This is a genomic window from Pantoea leporis, from assembly GCF_028048155.1.
Classification (GTDB): Bacteria; Pseudomonadota; Gammaproteobacteria; order Enterobacterales; family Enterobacteriaceae; genus Pantoea; species Pantoea leporis.
Genome location: NZ_JALMEU010000008.1, coordinates 34,290 through 50,241 on the forward strand (window position 1 = coordinate 34,290; position 15,952 = coordinate 50,241).

Consider the following 15,952-nt stretch of genomic DNA (forward strand, 5'->3'; position numbering starts at 1 on the left):
GCGCAATTTATAGATCACAACGAGGCAGTCATGCAGCTCTGCAGTTTTTATCTTATTGACCAGCAAAGAAAAAGTTACGGTATTGTGCAGCAAGAGGGCGTGATTGATATCGGCTTGCGTCTTGGTGCTGACTGCCCGGACCTGAAAACCTTGCTGCAACGCGGCGCGTTAAGCGATCTCGACGCCTATGTGTCCCAGCCGATTGATCACCCGTTTAGCGCCATTCGCTTCCTGCCGGTGGTGGAAAATCCTGGCAAAGTGTTCTGCGTTGGCATGAACTACGCCGACAAACGCAAAGAGTTTGCCGAGACGATTGAAGCGCCGACGCTATTTGTGCGTTTCGCGGATTCGCTGGCGGCGCACCAGCAGCCGCTGCTGAAACCCATCACCACGCAGGAATTTGATTACGAAGGTGAGCTGGCGGTGATCATCGGCCAAGCGGCCTATCAGGTGAAAGCCGCCGATGCGTTGCAGCACGTTGCGGGCTACAGCTGCTTTATGGATGCCACGGTGCGCGACATGCAGTTTACCTGGTTCACCGCCGGGAAAAACTGGCAGCAGACCGGCGGTTTCGGACCGTGGATGACTACAGCTGACGAGATCCCCGATCCGCAGCAGCTGGCGATCAAAACCTGGCTCAATCAGCGCGAAGTGCAGAACGACACCACCGCCAGCATGGTGCATCCGGTGGCGAAGATCATTGAGTACATCTCCGCGTTCAGCCCGCTGTCGCCAGGCGATGTGATCATCACCGGTTCACCGGGCGGCGTCGGTAAAAAACGCACGCCACCGCTGTTTATGTTCCCCGGCGATGAGATTGAAGTCGAAATCGAGAAAATCGGCCGTTTACATCATTACGTGGCTTAGCGCCCGTCATACTTCGAGCCGCCGCTGCGTTGGCTACGTGTGCTCACCCCAGTCACTTACTGATGTAAGCTCCTGGGGATTCACCCACTTGCCGCCTTGCTGCAACTCGAATTATTTAGGGCGTGCTGTCTGTAAAAAGCGCACCACGCGGCTGCGGTTCAACAGCAGCCGCAGCGTGTCGCCTTCGCGCGCAATCGCGAAGCGCTTCTCCCACGGTCCATCCTGCGCGGTAGCTAATAGGCGATCGTTGCCCAGCGACTGCAAACGCGCACGAATCGCCGCCGGGCCGATGCCCATGATTAAGCTGTCGCCCTCAATCACCAACTCGCTGCGCCACTGCGGCGCGAACCAGCGGCCCTGCAGATGATCGAGGCTGGCCTGATCGGCCTGCACCGGCACAAAACGTCGGGCGGCATGACCAATCTCTCCCACAATCGCCGCGCCAGCATGGCGTAGTTGCATCGGGAAAGTGCTGGAGAGCGACACCGCCGTGCCGTGCACATCGTCACGCCACAAAGTTTCGCCTGCGCCGAGCCAGGTGGCGGTCGCGCCTTTGATTTCCAGCCAGTCGGCGGCGTCTTCCGCCACGTAAAGTCCGGGCGTTAAATCGTGTCCTTTCTCCGGTAACGCGCGATTGAGCAGCGCCGCCATCACGCGCAGCACGCTTTCCGACGTGGTGACATCTTCGCGGTTGGCGACCAGCGCCACGCCGATTTTCAGCTCCGGATGCAGCAGGAAATAGCTCTTATAACCGGCATGCGAACCGCCGTGACCGAACAGCGTCTGGCTGCCAAGCGTCGAGCTGGTGATGCCCAAACCGTATCCGCTGGTGCGACCATCGTTGAGATTGCGCGGCGCGCTCAGGCGCTGCAGCACGCCCGCGCCCGGCCCGCTATCGGCCAGCAGGCTTTGCAGCCAGCGCGTCAGATGATTCAGGCTGCCAGTGACGCTGCCCGATGCCGAGAGATGCAAACCGGCGCTGGAGAGTTGCCACTGCGCGCCGTTTTGCCAGTAGCCGGGCACTAAACCGGGCACAATATCGAACCAGCTTTCCGGCGCAATCAGGTTGATGTCCAGCGGATCGCAGATGTACTGCTGCAGCAGGTCATTGAATAACACGCCTTTGGCTTTCAGCGCCTCTTCAACCAGCCGATAACCGGTATTGGTGTAGGAGATTTCGCTGCCGGGCGCGTAGTTGAGATCGCCTTCGCGCGCGACAAAATCCAGCAGGTCGTCGGCGCGGGTGGCGTTGTACACCGACAATCCCAGCAGCGATAAGGTTTCGCGCACGTCCGGCAAACCGCTGCTCATATCCAGCGCCTGGCCGACGGTGATCTGGCCGTTGGCTCCGCTCAGCTGCGGCAGATGCTGCACCAGCGGATCGTCGAGCTTGAGATAGCGGCGTCCCGGTCCGGTCACCAGCGCGGCAAACAGATGTTTGGTGATGGAGGCGAAACGCACCACGCTGTCGGCGCTAAACGGCGTTTGCTGCGCCAAATCAGCTAATCCGGCGCAGTGCGTTGAGTGAATCTGCTGCGCATCAAACAGGATCATCGCACCGCCCGGCGCGCCTGGCTGTTGCCAGCTTTCAGTGATCTGTTGTGCGACATCCGCGGCGCGTTGCCAGTAAGCGGTCATGCCGGTTCCTCCAGCGTCATGCTGAGATCGAAAAGTTGGGCGGTATGTGGATGCTGGATGCGCCGCGCGCGCAGATCGTCGGCGCTCAGCTGTTCCACCATCTCGCCATTCTGCATCACGCCAATGCGCTGACACAGATGCGTTACCACCGCGAGGTTATGCGTCACCATAATGTAGGTGAGTTTGCGCTCGCTGCGGAGATCGCTGAGTAAATTGAGTATTTCGGCCTGCACCGACACATCCAGCGCCGAGGTCGGCTCATCCAGCAGCAGCACTTCCGGTTCGGCGATCAGCGCGCGCGCAATCGCCACGCGCTGACGCTGGCCGCCCGACAGCTGATGCGGATAGCGGAAACGCACCGACGCGGGCAACCCCACTTCGCTTAACCCCTGGCTGATGCGCTGTTCGGCGCGATCAAGCTGATGCACCAGCAGCGGTTCGTGCAGGATGCGATCGATGGTCTGGCGCGGATGCAGCGAACCAAACGGGTCCTGAAATACCATCTGCACCTGACGATAGAAGGCGCGGCTGCGTTTGGCGCTGAGCTGCATGCCACCAAACAGCATGCTGCCTTGCCAGTCGGCATTCAGTCCGGCGAGCGCGCGCAGGATGGTGGATTTGCCCGAGCCGCTTTCACCGACCAGGCCAAAGCTTTCGCCGTTACCGACCGAGAAACTGACGTCTTTTACCGCCGTGTGCGCACCGAAGTTGATGCGCAGGTTATCGATTTGAATCATAAATTATTCTCGCCACGCGGCATCGCGCTGCAATACGGGTAAACGCTCGCGCGGATGGCGCAACGACGGCAAACACGCCAGCAAACCGCGCGTATAGGGATGCTGCGCCTGCTGCAACTGCCCGGCATCGAGCAGCTCAACGATGCGGCCGGCGTACATCACCGCCACGCGATCGCAGAAGTGCGACACCAGCGGCAAATCGTGGCTAATCAGGATCAGCCCCATGCCGCGCGCCGATACCAGCTCGTCAATCAGCTTCAGAATCTCCGCCTGCACCGTGGCATCCAGCGCGCTGGTGGGTTCATCGGCGATCAACAATTCCGGATCGGGTGCCAGCATCATGGCAATCATCACGCGCTGACCCATGCCGCCCGAGACTTCATGCGGATAGCGTTGCGCCACGGCTTCAGGGTCGCGAATCTTCACCTGCTCCAGCAGCTCAATCGCCGCCTGCATCGCCGCTTTATGGCTGCCGCCTTTGTGCTCGCGCCAGGCTTCGGCAATCTGCTGGCCGATGGTCATCACCGGATTGAGCGAATATTTCGGGTCCTGCAGGATAAAACCGACGCGCTTGCCGCGAATTCTGCGCAGCACTTTCTCGCTGGCTCCGCGTAGATCGATGCCGTCAAAGCGCAGCACGTCGGCGCTGACTTCCGCGTTGCCCGGCAGTAGCTGCATCAGGCTACGCGCGGTCAATGACTTGCCTGAGCCGCTTTCGCCGACAATGGCGAACTTCTCGTGGCCAACGCTAAAACTGACGCCGCGCACCGCTTCAACGGTTTCGCTGCGCGAGCGGAAGGCAACGCGCAGGTTCTCAATTTCCACCAACATTTAGCGCTCCTTGGGATCCAGCACGTCACGCAGACCGTCGCCGAGAAAGTTGAACGCCAGTGACGTCAGGAAAATCGCGATACACGGCATTAATGGCACCCACCATTCGCTGAACAGGAAACGACGCGCGGTGGCGATCATCGTGCCCCATTCCGGTGACGGCGGCTGCGCGCCCATGCCGAGAAAACCGAGGCTGGCAGCGGTGATGATGATGGAGCTCATGTCCAGCGTGACGCGCACAATCAGGCTCGGCACGCACAGCGGCATGATGTGGCGCAGAATAATGCGCAGCGGCGAAGCGCCGGTCAGACGGCTGGCGGCGATAAAGTCGCTGTGGCGGAACTGCAGGGTTTCGGCCCGCGCCAGACGCGCATACGGCGGCCACGACGTCAGGGCAATCGCCAGAATCGCGCTCTCCACGCCGGGTTTCAGCGCGGCGACAAACGCCAGCGCCAGAATCAGACGCGGGAAGGCGAGGAAGATGTCGGTCAAACGCATCAGCGCTTTATCGATGAAACCGCCGGCATAGCCGGCGATGCAGCCAATCAGCAGGCCGAGCGGCGCGGTAAGCAGCACCACGGCGATCACCATGCCGAGCGTGGTGCGGCCGCCGTAGATAATGCGCGTCCAGACATCGCGCCCCAGCTCATCGGTGCCGAGCCAGTGCGCGGCGGAAGGGGCCGCCAGACGGTTTTCCAGATGCTGCATACCGGGTTCGAACGGCGTCAACCAGGGCGCAAACAGCGCCAGCAGCAGCATCACCGCCACCACCAGCAATCCGGCCATCGCCAGCGGATTACTGCGCAGGCTGAGCCACAGGCGATAACGCCGGCCCCACACCGCCTGGCGGCGATTGGCTGGCGTGTCGTCGAGCAGCCATTCTCGTGAGAAGAAGATCATTTTACGCGCGGGTCCCAAAGTCGATAGAGAAGATCAGCCAGCTGATTGAGCAGCACATACACGGTGCCGACCAGCAAAGTGGCGCCGATCACCGGGTTCATGTCGGCGTTCATCAGCGATGTAGTGAGATATTGGCCGATGCCAGGCCAGGCGAAGACGTTTTCCGTCACCACCGCGCCCTCCAGCAATCCGGCGTAGGTCAGCGCCAGCACCGTAACCAGCTGAACCGCCACGGTGGGAAACGCATGCCGCCAAATCACCCGCTGTGATGACAAACCTTTGGCGCGCGCGGTGATCACGAACTCGCCGCTCAGCGCGTTAAGCATAAAGGTGCGCGTCATACGCGTGATGTAGGCCATGCTGAAGTAGGCCAGAATCAGCACCGGCTGCGCCATGTGGGCCAGTGCATCCCAGAAGGCGTCCGTTTCTCTGGCCAGCAGCGAATCGATGGTGAGGAAGCCGGTGACCTGCGGCACCATATCCTGCCAGATGATGTCCTGCCGTCCGGGGCCGGGCGCAATGCCGAGCACCGCGTAGAACACCAGCAGGCTCAGCAGCGCCAGCACGAACACCGGCAGCGAATGGCCGGCGAGACAGATCACGCGAATGGTTTGATCGACCCACGAACGTTGACGCACCGCCGCCCACACGCCAAGCGGAATGCCAACCAGCGCCGCGATGATGATGGCCGCCGTTGCCAGCTCCATGGTGGCGGGGAAGAAGCGGGCGATATCGGTAATCACCGGATTCGAGGTGAGAATCGATTTACCGAGATCGCCATGCAGCAGTTGATTGAGGTAGTGACCAAACTGCACGTAAAGGGGCTGATCCAGCCCCATTTCCACACGTACGCGCTCAACTACCGATTGCGGTGCGTTATCACCGACCGCCGCCAGCACCGGATCGGTGGGCATGACGCGGCCAATGAAAAAGGTCAACACCGACAGACCAAACAGCGTCAGCACCAGGCTTCCCAGGGTGCTGACGATTCTCTTCAGTAACGGCATCAGGCTTTTTTCACCTGCGCATACGGCCACTGCTCCAGCACGGTCATGTGGACATCACTCAGTGCTTTGCTGGTGGCCACGTTTTTGGTCTTCTGCATCATGAAAATAAACGGACTCTTCTCGCGACCTAACTGCTGAATCTGCTGATAGAGCGCGATGCGCTTCGCCGGATCCGGCTCATGCAGCGCCTGCTCGGTGAGTTTGTTAAATTCATCGTCTGACCAGCTGCAGCGCCACGCCAGCGTTCGCGCACGCGCGTTATCACTGTTGTCGGTGTTAACGCAGAAGGCTTCGGTATTGGAGTTAGGATCAAAGTAATCGGCGCCCCACACGGTCAATGCCAGCTGATGCTGTCGTGCACGCATCTTGGTCAGCACCTGGCGGTTTTCAGCGGCGATCAGTGACACTTTGATGCCAATCGCGCCCAATTGCGTCTGAATCGCCTGCGCGATGTCCGGATACGGTTGCATGGAGTAGTGATCGAGGGTGATTTCGAAACCGTCCGGATATCCCGCTTCGGCCAGCAGCGCTTTGGCTTTCGCCAGATCTTTGTGGAATGGCGTATCGTCCAGCGCCGCCGGGAAGCCGCTCGGCAGGAAGCTTTGATGGGTAACAAAACTCATCGACAGAATGTTTTTCTGAATGCTGTCGTAATCCAGCGCCCACTTCAGCGCCTGCCACACCTGCGGTTTTTTCAGATACGGATTATTGGTGTTGCACGACATCAGCATGATGGCCGACAGCGACTGATTCACCAGCGACACGCTGCTGTCGTTTTTCACCTGCAGCAGCTGTTCGGTGGTGAGGTCATACGCGGCATCAACATCGCCTTTTTTCAGCATCAGCGCCTGCGCGGCTGGGTCGGCGATGTGTTTAAGGATCACGCGTTTGGTTTTGCTGGCGCCTTTATATTGCGGGCTAATCTCCAGAATCACCGTTTCGCTGGCATTCCAGGTGCGCAGGGTAAAGGCACCGGAACCGGCGCTGTGCTGTTTCAGCCAGCCGTTACCGAAGTCATTGTTCTGCTGGTTCGCCAGACAGGCTTTCTTCGACACGATGCTGCCGACGGTGGCGGACAAGCAGTAGAGCAGGAAGGTTTCGGCCGCCGGCGCGCCGAGTTTCATCTCCACGGTGTGCGCATCTTTCGCGGTGACCCGCTGCGTCACGTTGTCTTTGGTAAAGCCGAACTGGTTGATAATAAAGGCCGGGCTCTTATCCAGCTTGACGATACGCTCAATCGAGAACGCCACGTCTTCTGCGGTAAGCGGCGAACCATCGGCGAATTTGGCCGCCGGATCGAGATGGAAAGTGTAGGTGCCGTTATCGCTGCTGACGTCCCAGCTTTGCGCCAGTTGACCAATCACTTTATCGGCTTGCTTGGGATCGGGCGTGACTAGACGTTGATAGAGGTTGCCGCAGATCTGGCCGCCGGTGGCTTCGAAGCTTTCGTGTGGATCGAGGCTGGTGATGTTATCGAGCTGCATCGCGATCACCAGCATGGTCGGCGGCGTCGCGGCAAAGGAAGAATTCAGGCTGAGGTAGGAAACAACAGGTACAGCAGTGCATCCTGCAAGAAAACGTCTTCTGGTAACCATGTAAACTCCCAACTGATTGATAATTAAAATAAAAAATTGTTATTTGATTGTTTTTTGTCTTGACTTTACGCACCCGCCGGAGGATTAATACCGGTTCTACGTCCTTTATTTCACGCGTGTGGTTTTGCCCTTTTATGGTGCAATTTGCTCCGCCAGCTGGCAGTGCTGCGCTTTCCCCCGAACATGGAACTGAACAACATGTCTGACTCGATTACCCTCGATATTCCGGTCTTTGACGGCCACAACGATGTGCTGAATAAGCTGTGGCAGCACCATCAGCCGGACGCGGTTAATGCCTTTTTTACTGGCACCAAAACGGGCCAAATGGACTTGCCGCGTATCCGTCAGGGAAATATGGCAGGTGGCATTTTCGCCACCTGGGTGCCTTCCCATCCTCTGATTGCAAGAAGTGCGCCAGACCTCGCAGATTTTCCTCGGGAAATTATCAACTCAGCGCGCGACGCGACCTTTTCCATGCTGGCGCTGCTGCTGCGCATTGAGCAGGCCTCGAATGGCCAGGTGAAGATTTGCCGCAGCGTGCGCGAGATTCGTCACTGCATGGCGAACAAGGTGTTAGCGGTGGTGATGCACGTCGAAGGTGCGGAAGCGCTGGATACCCACGGCGAGCTGCTCGACATGCTGTACGCCAGCGGCTTGCGCACGCTGGGACCGCTGTGGAGCCGCCCGAATCAGTTCGGCGACGGCGTGCCGTTCCTCTATCCCTCGTCGCCAGATATCGGCAACGGCCTGACGGCAGCAGGCAAGCAGCTGGTGCGCGACTGTAATCGCCGCCGCATCATGGTCGACTTGTCGCATATGGATGAGAAAGGCTTCTGGCACACCGCGGAAATCAGCGATGCGCCGCTGGTGGCGAGCCACTCCAACGCGCATGTGCTCAGCGCGCAGTCGCGTAATCTCACCGATCGCCAGCTGGCGGCGATTGCCGAAACCAACGGCTTTGTCGGCGTCAATTTTGCCGTGCCGTTCCTGCGTGAAGATGGCGATCGTCATGCGCCGACCGGCGTCGATGCCATCGTGCGTCACGTTGAGTATCTGCTGGAAAAAGTGGGGGAAGAGGGCGTCGGTTTTGGTTCGGATCTTGATGGCGCCACCATGCCAGGCGATTTTAAGGACGTGGCCGGATTCCCGCTGCTGGTGCAGGCGCTGGCGCAACGCGGCTATTCACGCGAGCTGCTGGAGAAGATTTGCCACGGCAACTGGCTGCGCGTGCTTGAAGCCACCTGGGGCGAATAATCATGCGGCTGCGGCATATTGAAGTCTTTCAGGCGATTGTGCAGACCGGCAGCATCAGTGCGGCGGCGCGTTTGCTGAATGTGTCGCAGCCGAATGTCAGCCGCGTGCTTAATCACGCCGAGCAGCAGCTCGGTTTTGCGCTGTTTGAGCGGCGCGCGCAGGGCATGGTGGTGACGGCAGAAGGGCGGCGCTTGCTGCCGGAAGTGGAAGATATCTATCAGCGTTTACAGGCGATTACCCAACTGACCGAGCAACTGCGGCGCGGTGAAGGGCAAACGGTGCGCGTCGGTGCTGCGCATGCGTTTGGTCAGATGGTATTAGCACCCGCGCTGGTGAACTGGCGGCAACAGGCGGCGTCGGTCAGCGTGGAACTGGTCACCGAGCACTTCAGCACCTTGTGCCGCATGCTGATGGATAATCAGCTCGATTTCGCGCTGGTGTTTGGTCAGCAGGTGGATGCCGATTTACTGGCGGAACCGCTGTTTCAGTCGTCGATGGTGGCGTTGCTGCCGCGCGATCACACCCACCATGAGCCGGTGACGCTGGAGTGGCTGTGCGCCAACAACCTGTTGATGATGCAGAATCAGGATCCGCTTGGTCGGGTGCTGCACCGCGCGCTGCGCGATAAAGGGCTCAATCCGGCGGTATCGCTGTCGATTAAAACCTATTCGGTGATTGCTGATATGGTGCTGGCGGGCGGCGGCGTCGGGATTGTCGATCTGTTTACCGCGTGCCGTTATGCCGACCAGCTCAAGTTGTTGCCGGTCGCGCAGCCGCTACCGTTTGAGGTGATGTTAATCAGTCGCCGCGATCAACCGCAGTCGCAATCAACGCTGCAGCTGAAACAGGTGATTCGCAACAAGCTGTGGGAGATCGCGCGCCAATGCGAATCGCAGTTTTTCACCCACCCGGCATAACGCCAATTGCCGGTGCGCATATTCATAGGCATCCGGTCGCCATGCATGGCGACTTTACGGAGCTTATAGCGATTGTGAATTAAGAAAACGCATTGCTGCTGCAGCGAGGGTGTTGAGGCGACATCCCAATCCGCTGAACGATTGAGGGATTCCAGGACGAGCCGCATGGATGCGGCGAGAGGTGGCGTTGAGCAGGAGCGAATCGACACCGGTCCGTCAGGAATCGTGAATGAGTGAAGGTACCGCGAAGCGGCGGGTTGGGCTGGCGCAAGGCCTGGGAGTGCAGAGGGCGTGGCCAGACGCCCTCTGCTCGGTCGCCGCACGAAGGTGCTGCAACTGCCTCAGTACGAGGCGAACGAAAGTCGCACTGCGCTTAACTGACATGTATTACGCCATTCCTGGCGACCATTCAAACCCCATCGGTAATCGGCTTACGCACCAGCAGCAAATAGGCCAGCGCACCCACCACCGTGACACCGGCGCAAATCATCAACGCCAGGCTAAACGACTTGGTGGTATCCAGCACCCAACCGGTGATCACCGGGGCGAACGAGGCGAACACGAAGCTGGCGAAGTTCTGGATGCTGCCGACCGAGGCGGTCATGCGCGCCGTGACGTTGGCGTGAATCAGACCCCAGCACGATGTACCGGCAAAGTGGATGCAGAACAGCGCCATACCAATCATGGTGACCGCGCTGGTGGTGTCGGTGGCACGCGTTACAAAGGCGGTAAACGCGGCGGACAACAGCATGCCGGTGACGATTGAGATCTTACGCACCTTCACCGCATCATGGCCGCGACGCACCAGCGCATCGACCACATAACCGTTCAGCAGCATGCCCGCCGCGCCGAACAGGAATGGAATCGCGGCCAGTAAACCGGTGCTTTTCAGATCAAGATTATAAGTGGATTGCAGATAGCCCGGCAGCCACGCGATATACAGCCACGCGGTGTAGTTGATGCCGCTGAAGCCAATCATCATGCCCCACATGGTGCGCTGTTTGAACAGGCCGCGCCACTCGGCAAAACTCAGCGGCTCTTTGCGTGATGCCACGCTGCCCGCCTGCAGATAATGAATCTCTTCACCGCTCAGCGTGTTGTTATCGCGATCGCGGTACATCAGATACCAGCCGATGGCGAGAAACATGCCGAGCACGCCGATAGTGATAAACATGCCGCGCCAGCCCATCACCATCATCATCGCGGCCAGAATCGGTGGCGCAATCGACAAGCCAATCATCGAAGCGGCGTTAAACATGCCCATCGGCATGCCGCGATCTTTGATGTTGAACCAGTCGTTGATCACCTTCACGCCGCACGGGTTCATCGGTGCTTCGCCAATACCTAACCCGATACGCACCAAAATAAACTGGGTGAAGTTATGCACCAAACCGGCGGCCGCCTGGAACAGCGACCAGAAGAACATACCAATCGCCAGCATGATGCGCGGCCCTTTGCGATCGAGCAGCGCACCGCACGGCAGCTGCGCTAAGCCATACGCCAGCGAGAAGGCCGACAGCAGCACGCCAATTTCAGTCGCGGATAAACCCAGTTCTCCCCGGATGGTCATATTGGCCACCGACAGCGAACTGCGGTCGAGATAGTTGATCATGGCGGCGAACAGCAGCAGCAGCATGGCGGTAATCTGGATCTTTCTAATGCGCGGCGAGCGCACCACGTCACTGCGTGCCGGGATAAAATCTTGCCCGTCTGCAGCCGGTTGTGGCGCGTTTTCGCGGCCACGAGCCGAAGTATTTTCCATTGCGACCTCCCGGATCTGGGTACTTATCGTTATGCGTTTGTGTGGGATCCTGCGGCAGCAAAACGGTGCTGCCCCAACGGATTGACTTCGAGACTAGAAGCAATCAGATCGGGATGTTGCGGAGATGTTTCAGATTCGTGCGGGAGCTAATGCTTTGTGGTTTTTAATCGGTTTTTAATTGTACTGGCGGATCGAACGGATCATCGATGTCTTGGCGGTGCCGAGATGATTGTGTAGCGCACATAACGCTTCGACATCCTGACGGCTAATCAGCGCTGTCAGAATCGCCATATGTTCCTCCAGCGCCACGATATTTCTTTGCTTAAGATCGGTTTCATCCCATTGATAATGCGAGTGAAAAATCACGGAAATAATCTCCAGCGACTGATTAAAAAACGGATTGTTGGCGGCGGAGAGAATCAGCGTGTGCATCTCTTTATCCAGCGCGGCGAAGTGGCGGTAATTGCTGGCGATGGTGTCACGCATCGAACGATGGCGATCCAGCAGGTCGCGCGCCTGCATCCAGCGCTCATCCTGCGAGGGCAGGTTGAGAAAACGGGTCAGCGCGTGGGTTTCCAGCATTTCACGCAGCTCAAACAGGTTCTCGGCATACTTCTGATCGAACTTCTTCATGCGCCATTGTCCGCGCTTCACCGGTTCCAGCAGGTCATAACGCATAAAGCGCAGCAGGAATTCACGTACCACAACCGGACTGACCTTCACCTGCTGGGCTAACTGCAGCTCGCTAAAGGTATCGCCCGGCATCAGCTGACGCTGATTAATCAGGTTGAAAAAGGTCTGCTCAAACTGCAGCGCCTGCTGATCGATCGGCGGCGTCAGGGCGTTAAAACCATCTTCTTCGCTGGGATCGCGCACGATAACGTAGGTTTCATCCACCTTTTCCAGCACGCCGCGCTCATGCAGATGCTGCAAAGTGTGGCGCACCGTAGTGCGGCTGATGTTGAACATCTCGGCCAGCGCCGCCTGCGGTGGCAACGGCGAACGGATATGCCGTTTGGCAATGCCTTCCAGCATCTGATTAATCACGTTCTGACGTAGATTCTGGCTGCGGCTCATACGCGTCTCCGGTTTTTTATCTATTAAAAACCATACAAAGCCCAAAAAAAGCGGTTGGCTTCACACTTCCCCCAACGCAAAACGCCGCCATCGGCGATTTTCGCCATAACTGCGACAACAGCACAGGAGAAGCCAATGACAACGATGAAAACGCTGGTGGTCGCCGAGCCGCGCCAGATGGTATGGCAGCAGCGCGCGAAGCCGACGCCCGCCGCCCATGAAGTTCTGATCAAACCGATCGCCGCCGGCATTTGTGGCACCGATATCCACGCCTGGGCCGGAAATCAGCCGTTTTTCAGCTATCCACGTGTGTTGGGGCATGAGCTGTGTGGCGAAGTGGTAGAACTCGGCAGCCAGACCAGCGGCTTCAGGCTGGGCCAGCGCGTGGCGCTGATTCCCTACGTTGCCTGCCAGCAGTGCGATGCCTGTTTGAGTGGCAAAACCAACTGCTGCGAAAAAATCTCGGTGATTGGGGTGCATCAGGATGGCGGTTTCTGTGAATACCTTAGCGTGCCGACCAGCAATTTGCTGGCGGTGGATGAGGTTGATCCCGAAGCCGCCGCGCTGATTGAACCCTTCGCCATCAGCGCGCATGCTGTGCGCCGTGCGGCCGTTACGGCGGATGAGCAGGTTTTGGTGGTGGGCGCAGGTCCAATTGGTCTTGGCGTGGCCGCGATTGCGGCGGCAGCGGGGGCGTATGTGGTGGTGGCCGACACCAGCGAGCAGCGCCGCGCGCACGTAGCGCAGAAGCTGGGTTTGGCGACGGTGAATCCATTAGATGCCGATTTTGAAACGCAGTTGCGGGCGGAATTTGGTGGACGTTTGGCGGCCAAAGTGATTGATGCCACCGGCAGCCCTGCGGCGATGAACGGCGCGGTGAAACTGATTCGTCATGGCGGCACCATCGTGTTTGTCGGCCTGCACAAAGGCGATCTGGTGATCCCGGATATCGAGTTCCACAAAAAGGAAACCACGCTGCTGGGCAGCCGCAACGCCACGCTGGAAGATTTCGCGAAAGTAGGCGAACTGATGGCGAACGGGCAGCTTCGTGCCGACATGATGCTCAATCGCCATTATGATTTTTCTACGCTGGCAGAGCGCTTTGAAGCGGATGTGATTAACAACCGGGAACTGATTAAGGGCGTGATTCACTTCGAACGTTGATATTGGCACCAACCGTAGCGGGGCAATTTATTACGCAAAGAGGGGTTGGCACGGTGCCTTCACTGATGCGCGCGATAGATCGCGCCGCGACAAAACTGTGCCTCCTTCACCATATTGTCTGCATTGCCAAGCCAGCGTATTATCTCCCGCCTAAGGTGATGGCGTGCCACCTTCCCCAACCGCCGTTCTGGTCACAGACGGCTGATGACGCCTGACAACACTCGTATCCCTGCGCGGGAGACGGCGGTGTGTCAGGTGTTATTCTGTCCTGCCGCGGCCCTGCGCGTCATTCATATCAGGAGCTCCAAACTATGTTGAAGTCGTTACTGGCGGTGGTGCTGGGCGGTGCGGTGGGCTGTACGCTGCGTTGGTTGATCTCATTACGTTTTAACGCGCTGTTTCCTAATTTGCCGCCCGGCACCCTGATGGTCAATCTGGTAGGCGGTTTTATCATCGGCGCGGCGCTGGCCTTTTTTGTGCGTAACCCGCATATCGATCCCTTTTGGAAACTGTTAATTGTCACTGGCTTGTGTGGCGGCTTAACCACCTTTTCCACTTTTTCTGCAGAAATTGTTGGGTTGCTACAATCAGGTAAATACCTTTGGGCGATGTCGAGCGTGATGGTGCATGTTATTGGTTCGCTGCTGATGACCTTCGCCGGTTTTGCCGCGGTCAATCTGCTCGGATAACCATCGCGCTTGAAATAACTCCTCAGAGGTAGATACTGATCGCCATTCTGTGCGCGTGACGCACAGAATTTGTCACCGATTATCCGGACGATTAAGGAGCTGTGTCATGCGTTGTAACCCTAAATTCCTTAACCTGGTGTTGTTAAACGGTGAACCTGAGGAGAAGCTGCGTGCCGCACGCGCCGCCGGTTTTGAGCAGGTTGAGATCTGGCGCGACGATGTACAAGCCAGTACGCCACAGTTAGCGAAGCAGTTGCAGCTTGGCTTCACCAATGTACAGGTGCTGCGCGATTTCACCGGTGCGCCGGATCGCGACCGCCAGCAAAAACGCGAAGAGCTGCGTCAGTTTATTCAGATTGCCCAAACCATCGGCTGCGACACCATTCAGGCACCGGCCAGCACGCGTGAAGATTGTGTGGCGGCGCGTATTGATGAAGATTTACGTTGGATGGCATCGGAAGCCGCACGTTACAACATGCGCATCATGTATGAGCCGATGGCGTGGTGCAGCGTAGATAACACGCTGCCGCTGGCGTGGGAACGGCTGCAACGGCTGGACCAGCCGAATATCGGTTTGGTGGTCGATCTGTTCCACATCTGCGCGTTAGGCGGCGATGCGTCGCAGCTGGATGGCATTCCCGCTGACCGTATCTACGAAGTGCAGCTGTGCGATATGGCCGACATGCCACCACAGGATAAGCAGCCGCTCAGCGAGTACGCGCGTCACCAGCGCCTGTTGCCGGGCGATGGCATCATCGAAGTGGAACGCTTTGTCGATAAGCTGAAAAGTGCCGGTTATAGCGGGCCGGTCGGCATTGAAGTGTTCAACGATAAGTTGAAGGCGCAGCCAGCAGACGTGGCTGCGCAAAAAGCGTGGCAGGCGGTAAATCGTTACTGGCCTTAATCCTGTAAACATTGCGCAATGAAACCGGCGGCATCCATCGCACCCTGCGATGAAATGGTGTGGCCGGTTGCCGCTTCATAACGCGCTTCCACCGTCACGCCAGCCTGCTGTAAACGTTGCTCCGCCGATACGCTTTCGCTAAACGGAATCACCTCATCGGCTTTGCCGTGAATCAGCAGCGCAGGCGTATACGGCTGCGGCGTTAATGCGCCATCAAATGCCATACGGCCGGAAAAGGCCACCACGCCAGCCAGCGGATAACGGCCCGACGCCAGCGCATCTAACGCCATGATCGAACCCTGCGAAAAGCCCACCAGAATCACTTTGTCCCACGCATCCGCCATGCCGTGCTGCGCCATCAGCTGCTGCAGCGTGTTATCAAAGGCCGCGCGCGCTTCACGCACGCGCGCCGGGCGGTTTTCGGGCGTGATGCCGGTCAGGCTAAACCACTGATATCCCATCGCGTGTTCAAAAGGATAGGGCGCATTCGGCGAGGCAAACGCCACATCCGGCAGCAGGCGCGCCCAATGTTCGCCGAGCACCGCGAGATCATCGCCGTTGCTGCCGACGCCATGTAAAAAAATCACTAACGCTTTTGCCATCGCCCTAT

The 15,952-nt window shown here is 58.4% G+C and carries 15 protein-coding genes and 1 riboswitch; of the genes, 6 read left to right on the plus strand and 9 right to left on the minus strand.

Annotation, left to right across the window (positions count from 1 at the left end):
• The first annotated feature begins 30 nt into the window (after nucleotides 1–30).
• Entirely contained in the window at nucleotides 31–867 is an 837-nt protein-coding gene (locus MWH02_RS17845) for a fumarylacetoacetate hydrolase family protein (RefSeq protein ID WP_101762766.1), read from the plus strand.
• 111 nt (nucleotides 868–978) lie between these two features.
• Here MWH02_RS17845 and MWH02_RS17850 read toward each other — a convergent pair whose 3' ends face one another.
• Genes MWH02_RS17850 through MWH02_RS17875 form a run of 6 tightly spaced genes read right to left on the minus strand, consistent with a single transcriptional unit; the run spans nucleotide 979 to nucleotide 7,575 of the window.
• On the minus strand, nucleotides 979–2,505 hold the full coding sequence (locus MWH02_RS17850) for a serine hydrolase domain-containing protein (RefSeq protein WP_271461152.1): 1,527 nt from the start codon (nucleotides 2,503–2,505) through the stop codon (nucleotides 979–981).
• Entirely contained in the window at nucleotides 2,502–3,242 is a 741-nt protein-coding gene (locus tag MWH02_RS17855) for an ABC transporter ATP-binding protein (RefSeq protein WP_271461153.1), read from the minus strand. Before MWH02_RS17855 ends, MWH02_RS17850 begins: the two co-directional genes overlap by 4 nt.
• Before the next feature lie 3 nt (nucleotides 3,243–3,245).
• Nucleotides 3,246–4,073, minus strand: coding sequence for an ABC transporter ATP-binding protein (locus tag MWH02_RS17860; protein WP_192236919.1), 828 nt, complete (start codon nucleotides 4,071–4,073; stop codon nucleotides 3,246–3,248).
• Nucleotides 4,074–4,973: an ABC transporter permease gene (locus MWH02_RS17865; RefSeq protein ID WP_061719814.1), complete on the minus strand. Its 900-nt coding sequence runs from the start codon at nucleotides 4,971–4,973 to the stop codon at nucleotides 4,074–4,076. It lies immediately after the preceding gene.
• Nucleotides 4,970–5,980, minus strand: a complete 1,011-nt coding sequence (locus MWH02_RS17870) for an ABC transporter permease (protein WP_271461154.1) — start codon at nucleotides 5,978–5,980, stop codon at nucleotides 4,970–4,972. Before MWH02_RS17870 ends, MWH02_RS17865 begins: the two co-directional genes overlap by 4 nt.
• Entirely contained in the window at nucleotides 5,980–7,575 is a 1,596-nt protein-coding gene (locus tag MWH02_RS17875) for an ABC transporter substrate-binding protein (RefSeq protein WP_271461155.1), read from the minus strand. Before MWH02_RS17875 ends, MWH02_RS17870 begins: the two co-directional genes overlap by 1 nt.
• Nucleotides 7,576–7,773: 198 nt before the next feature.
• On the opposite strand from MWH02_RS17875, the gene MWH02_RS17880 reads away from it, so the two are divergent.
• Both MWH02_RS17880 and MWH02_RS17885 read left to right on the plus strand, forming a co-directional pair.
• Entirely contained in the window at nucleotides 7,774–8,829 is a 1,056-nt protein-coding gene (locus tag MWH02_RS17880) for a dipeptidase (protein WP_271461156.1), read from the plus strand.
• A gap of 2 nt (nucleotides 8,830–8,831) precedes the next feature.
• Entirely contained in the window at nucleotides 8,832–9,746 is a 915-nt protein-coding gene (locus MWH02_RS17885) for a LysR family transcriptional regulator (RefSeq protein WP_110867695.1), read from the plus strand.
• Nucleotides 9,747–10,155: 409 nt separating this feature from the next.
• Here MWH02_RS17885 and MWH02_RS17890 read toward each other — a convergent pair whose 3' ends face one another.
• The gene (locus MWH02_RS17890) at nucleotides 10,156–11,508 is read right to left on the minus strand and encodes an MFS transporter (RefSeq protein ID WP_271461157.1); all 1,353 of its coding nucleotides are present in this window, start codon (nucleotides 11,506–11,508) and stop codon (nucleotides 10,156–10,158) included.
• 174 nt (nucleotides 11,509–11,682) lie between these two features.
• The gene (locus tag MWH02_RS17895) at nucleotides 11,683–12,585 is read right to left on the minus strand and encodes a GntR family transcriptional regulator (protein WP_101762759.1); all 903 of its coding nucleotides are present in this window, start codon (nucleotides 12,583–12,585) and stop codon (nucleotides 11,683–11,685) included.
• A 135-nt stretch (nucleotides 12,586–12,720) separates the two neighbouring features.
• On the opposite strand from MWH02_RS17895, the gene MWH02_RS17900 reads away from it, so the two are divergent.
• From MWH02_RS17900 to MWH02_RS17910, 3 genes are all read left to right on the plus strand, one after another.
• A complete protein-coding gene (locus MWH02_RS17900) occupies nucleotides 12,721–13,749 on the plus strand; it encodes a zinc-binding alcohol dehydrogenase family protein (protein ID WP_271461158.1) in 1,029 nt (342 codons plus the stop codon).
• A 145-nt stretch (nucleotides 13,750–13,894) separates the two neighbouring features.
• Nucleotides 13,895–13,970: riboswitch (Fluoride riboswitch) on the plus strand.
• Nucleotides 13,971–14,060: 90 nt separating this feature from the next.
• The gene (gene crcB, locus MWH02_RS17905; RefSeq protein ID WP_101762757.1) at nucleotides 14,061–14,438 is read left to right on the plus strand and encodes a fluoride efflux transporter CrcB; all 378 of its coding nucleotides are present in this window, start codon (nucleotides 14,061–14,063) and stop codon (nucleotides 14,436–14,438) included.
• Between the two features lie 106 nt (nucleotides 14,439–14,544).
• A complete protein-coding gene (locus tag MWH02_RS17910) occupies nucleotides 14,545–15,342 on the plus strand; it encodes a sugar phosphate isomerase/epimerase family protein (RefSeq protein ID WP_271461159.1) in 798 nt (265 codons plus the stop codon).
• Here the strand turns inward: MWH02_RS17910 and MWH02_RS17915 are convergent.
• Nucleotides 15,339–15,944, minus strand: coding sequence for an alpha/beta hydrolase (locus MWH02_RS17915; RefSeq protein WP_271461160.1), 606 nt, complete (start codon nucleotides 15,942–15,944; stop codon nucleotides 15,339–15,341). The two genes, MWH02_RS17910 and MWH02_RS17915, sit on opposite strands and share 4 nt — an antisense overlap.
• Nucleotides 15,945–15,952: the final 8 nt, after the last annotated feature.

What these genes read in the sequence shown, in the direction of transcription:
- MWH02_RS17880 (WP_271461156.1), top strand. Translation starts at nt 7,774, where the DNA reads ATGTCTGACTCGATTACCCTCGATATTCCGGTCTTTGACGGCCACAAC.
- MWH02_RS17870 (WP_271461154.1), bottom strand. Translation starts at nt 5,980, where the DNA reads ATGCCGTTACTGAAGAGAATCGTCAGCACCCTGGGAAGCCTGGTGCTG.
- MWH02_RS17860 (WP_192236919.1), bottom strand. Translation starts at nt 4,073, where the DNA reads ATGTTGGTGGAAATTGAGAACCTGCGCGTTGCCTTCCGCTCGCGCAGC.
- MWH02_RS17865 (WP_061719814.1), bottom strand. Translation starts at nt 4,973, where the DNA reads ATGATCTTCTTCTCACGAGAATGGCTGCTCGACGACACGCCAGCCAAT.
- MWH02_RS17850 (WP_271461152.1), bottom strand. Translation starts at nt 2,505, where the DNA reads ATGACCGCTTACTGGCAACGCGCCGCGGATGTCGCACAACAGATCACT.
- MWH02_RS17900 (WP_271461158.1), top strand. Translation starts at nt 12,721, where the DNA reads ATGACAACGATGAAAACGCTGGTGGTCGCCGAGCCGCGCCAGATGGTA.
- MWH02_RS17875 (WP_271461155.1), bottom strand. Translation starts at nt 7,575, where the DNA reads ATGGTTACCAGAAGACGTTTTCTTGCAGGATGCACTGCTGTACCTGTT.
- MWH02_RS17890 (WP_271461157.1), bottom strand. Translation starts at nt 11,508, where the DNA reads ATGGAAAATACTTCGGCTCGTGGCCGCGAAAACGCGCCACAACCGGCT.
- MWH02_RS17845 (WP_101762766.1), top strand. Translation starts at nt 31, where the DNA reads ATGCAGCTCTGCAGTTTTTATCTTATTGACCAGCAAAGAAAAAGTTAC.
- MWH02_RS17855 (WP_271461153.1), bottom strand. Translation starts at nt 3,242, where the DNA reads ATGATTCAAATCGATAACCTGCGCATCAACTTCGGTGCGCACACGGCG.
- MWH02_RS17915 (WP_271461160.1), bottom strand. Translation starts at nt 15,944, where the DNA reads ATGGCAAAAGCGTTAGTGATTTTTTTACATGGCGTCGGCAGCAACGGC.
- MWH02_RS17910 (WP_271461159.1), top strand. Translation starts at nt 14,545, where the DNA reads ATGCGTTGTAACCCTAAATTCCTTAACCTGGTGTTGTTAAACGGTGAA.
- MWH02_RS17895 (WP_101762759.1), bottom strand. Translation starts at nt 12,585, where the DNA reads ATGAGCCGCAGCCAGAATCTACGTCAGAACGTGATTAATCAGATGCTG.
- crcB (WP_101762757.1), top strand. Translation starts at nt 14,061, where the DNA reads ATGTTGAAGTCGTTACTGGCGGTGGTGCTGGGCGGTGCGGTGGGCTGT.
- MWH02_RS17885 (WP_110867695.1), top strand. Translation starts at nt 8,832, where the DNA reads ATGCGGCTGCGGCATATTGAAGTCTTTCAGGCGATTGTGCAGACCGGC.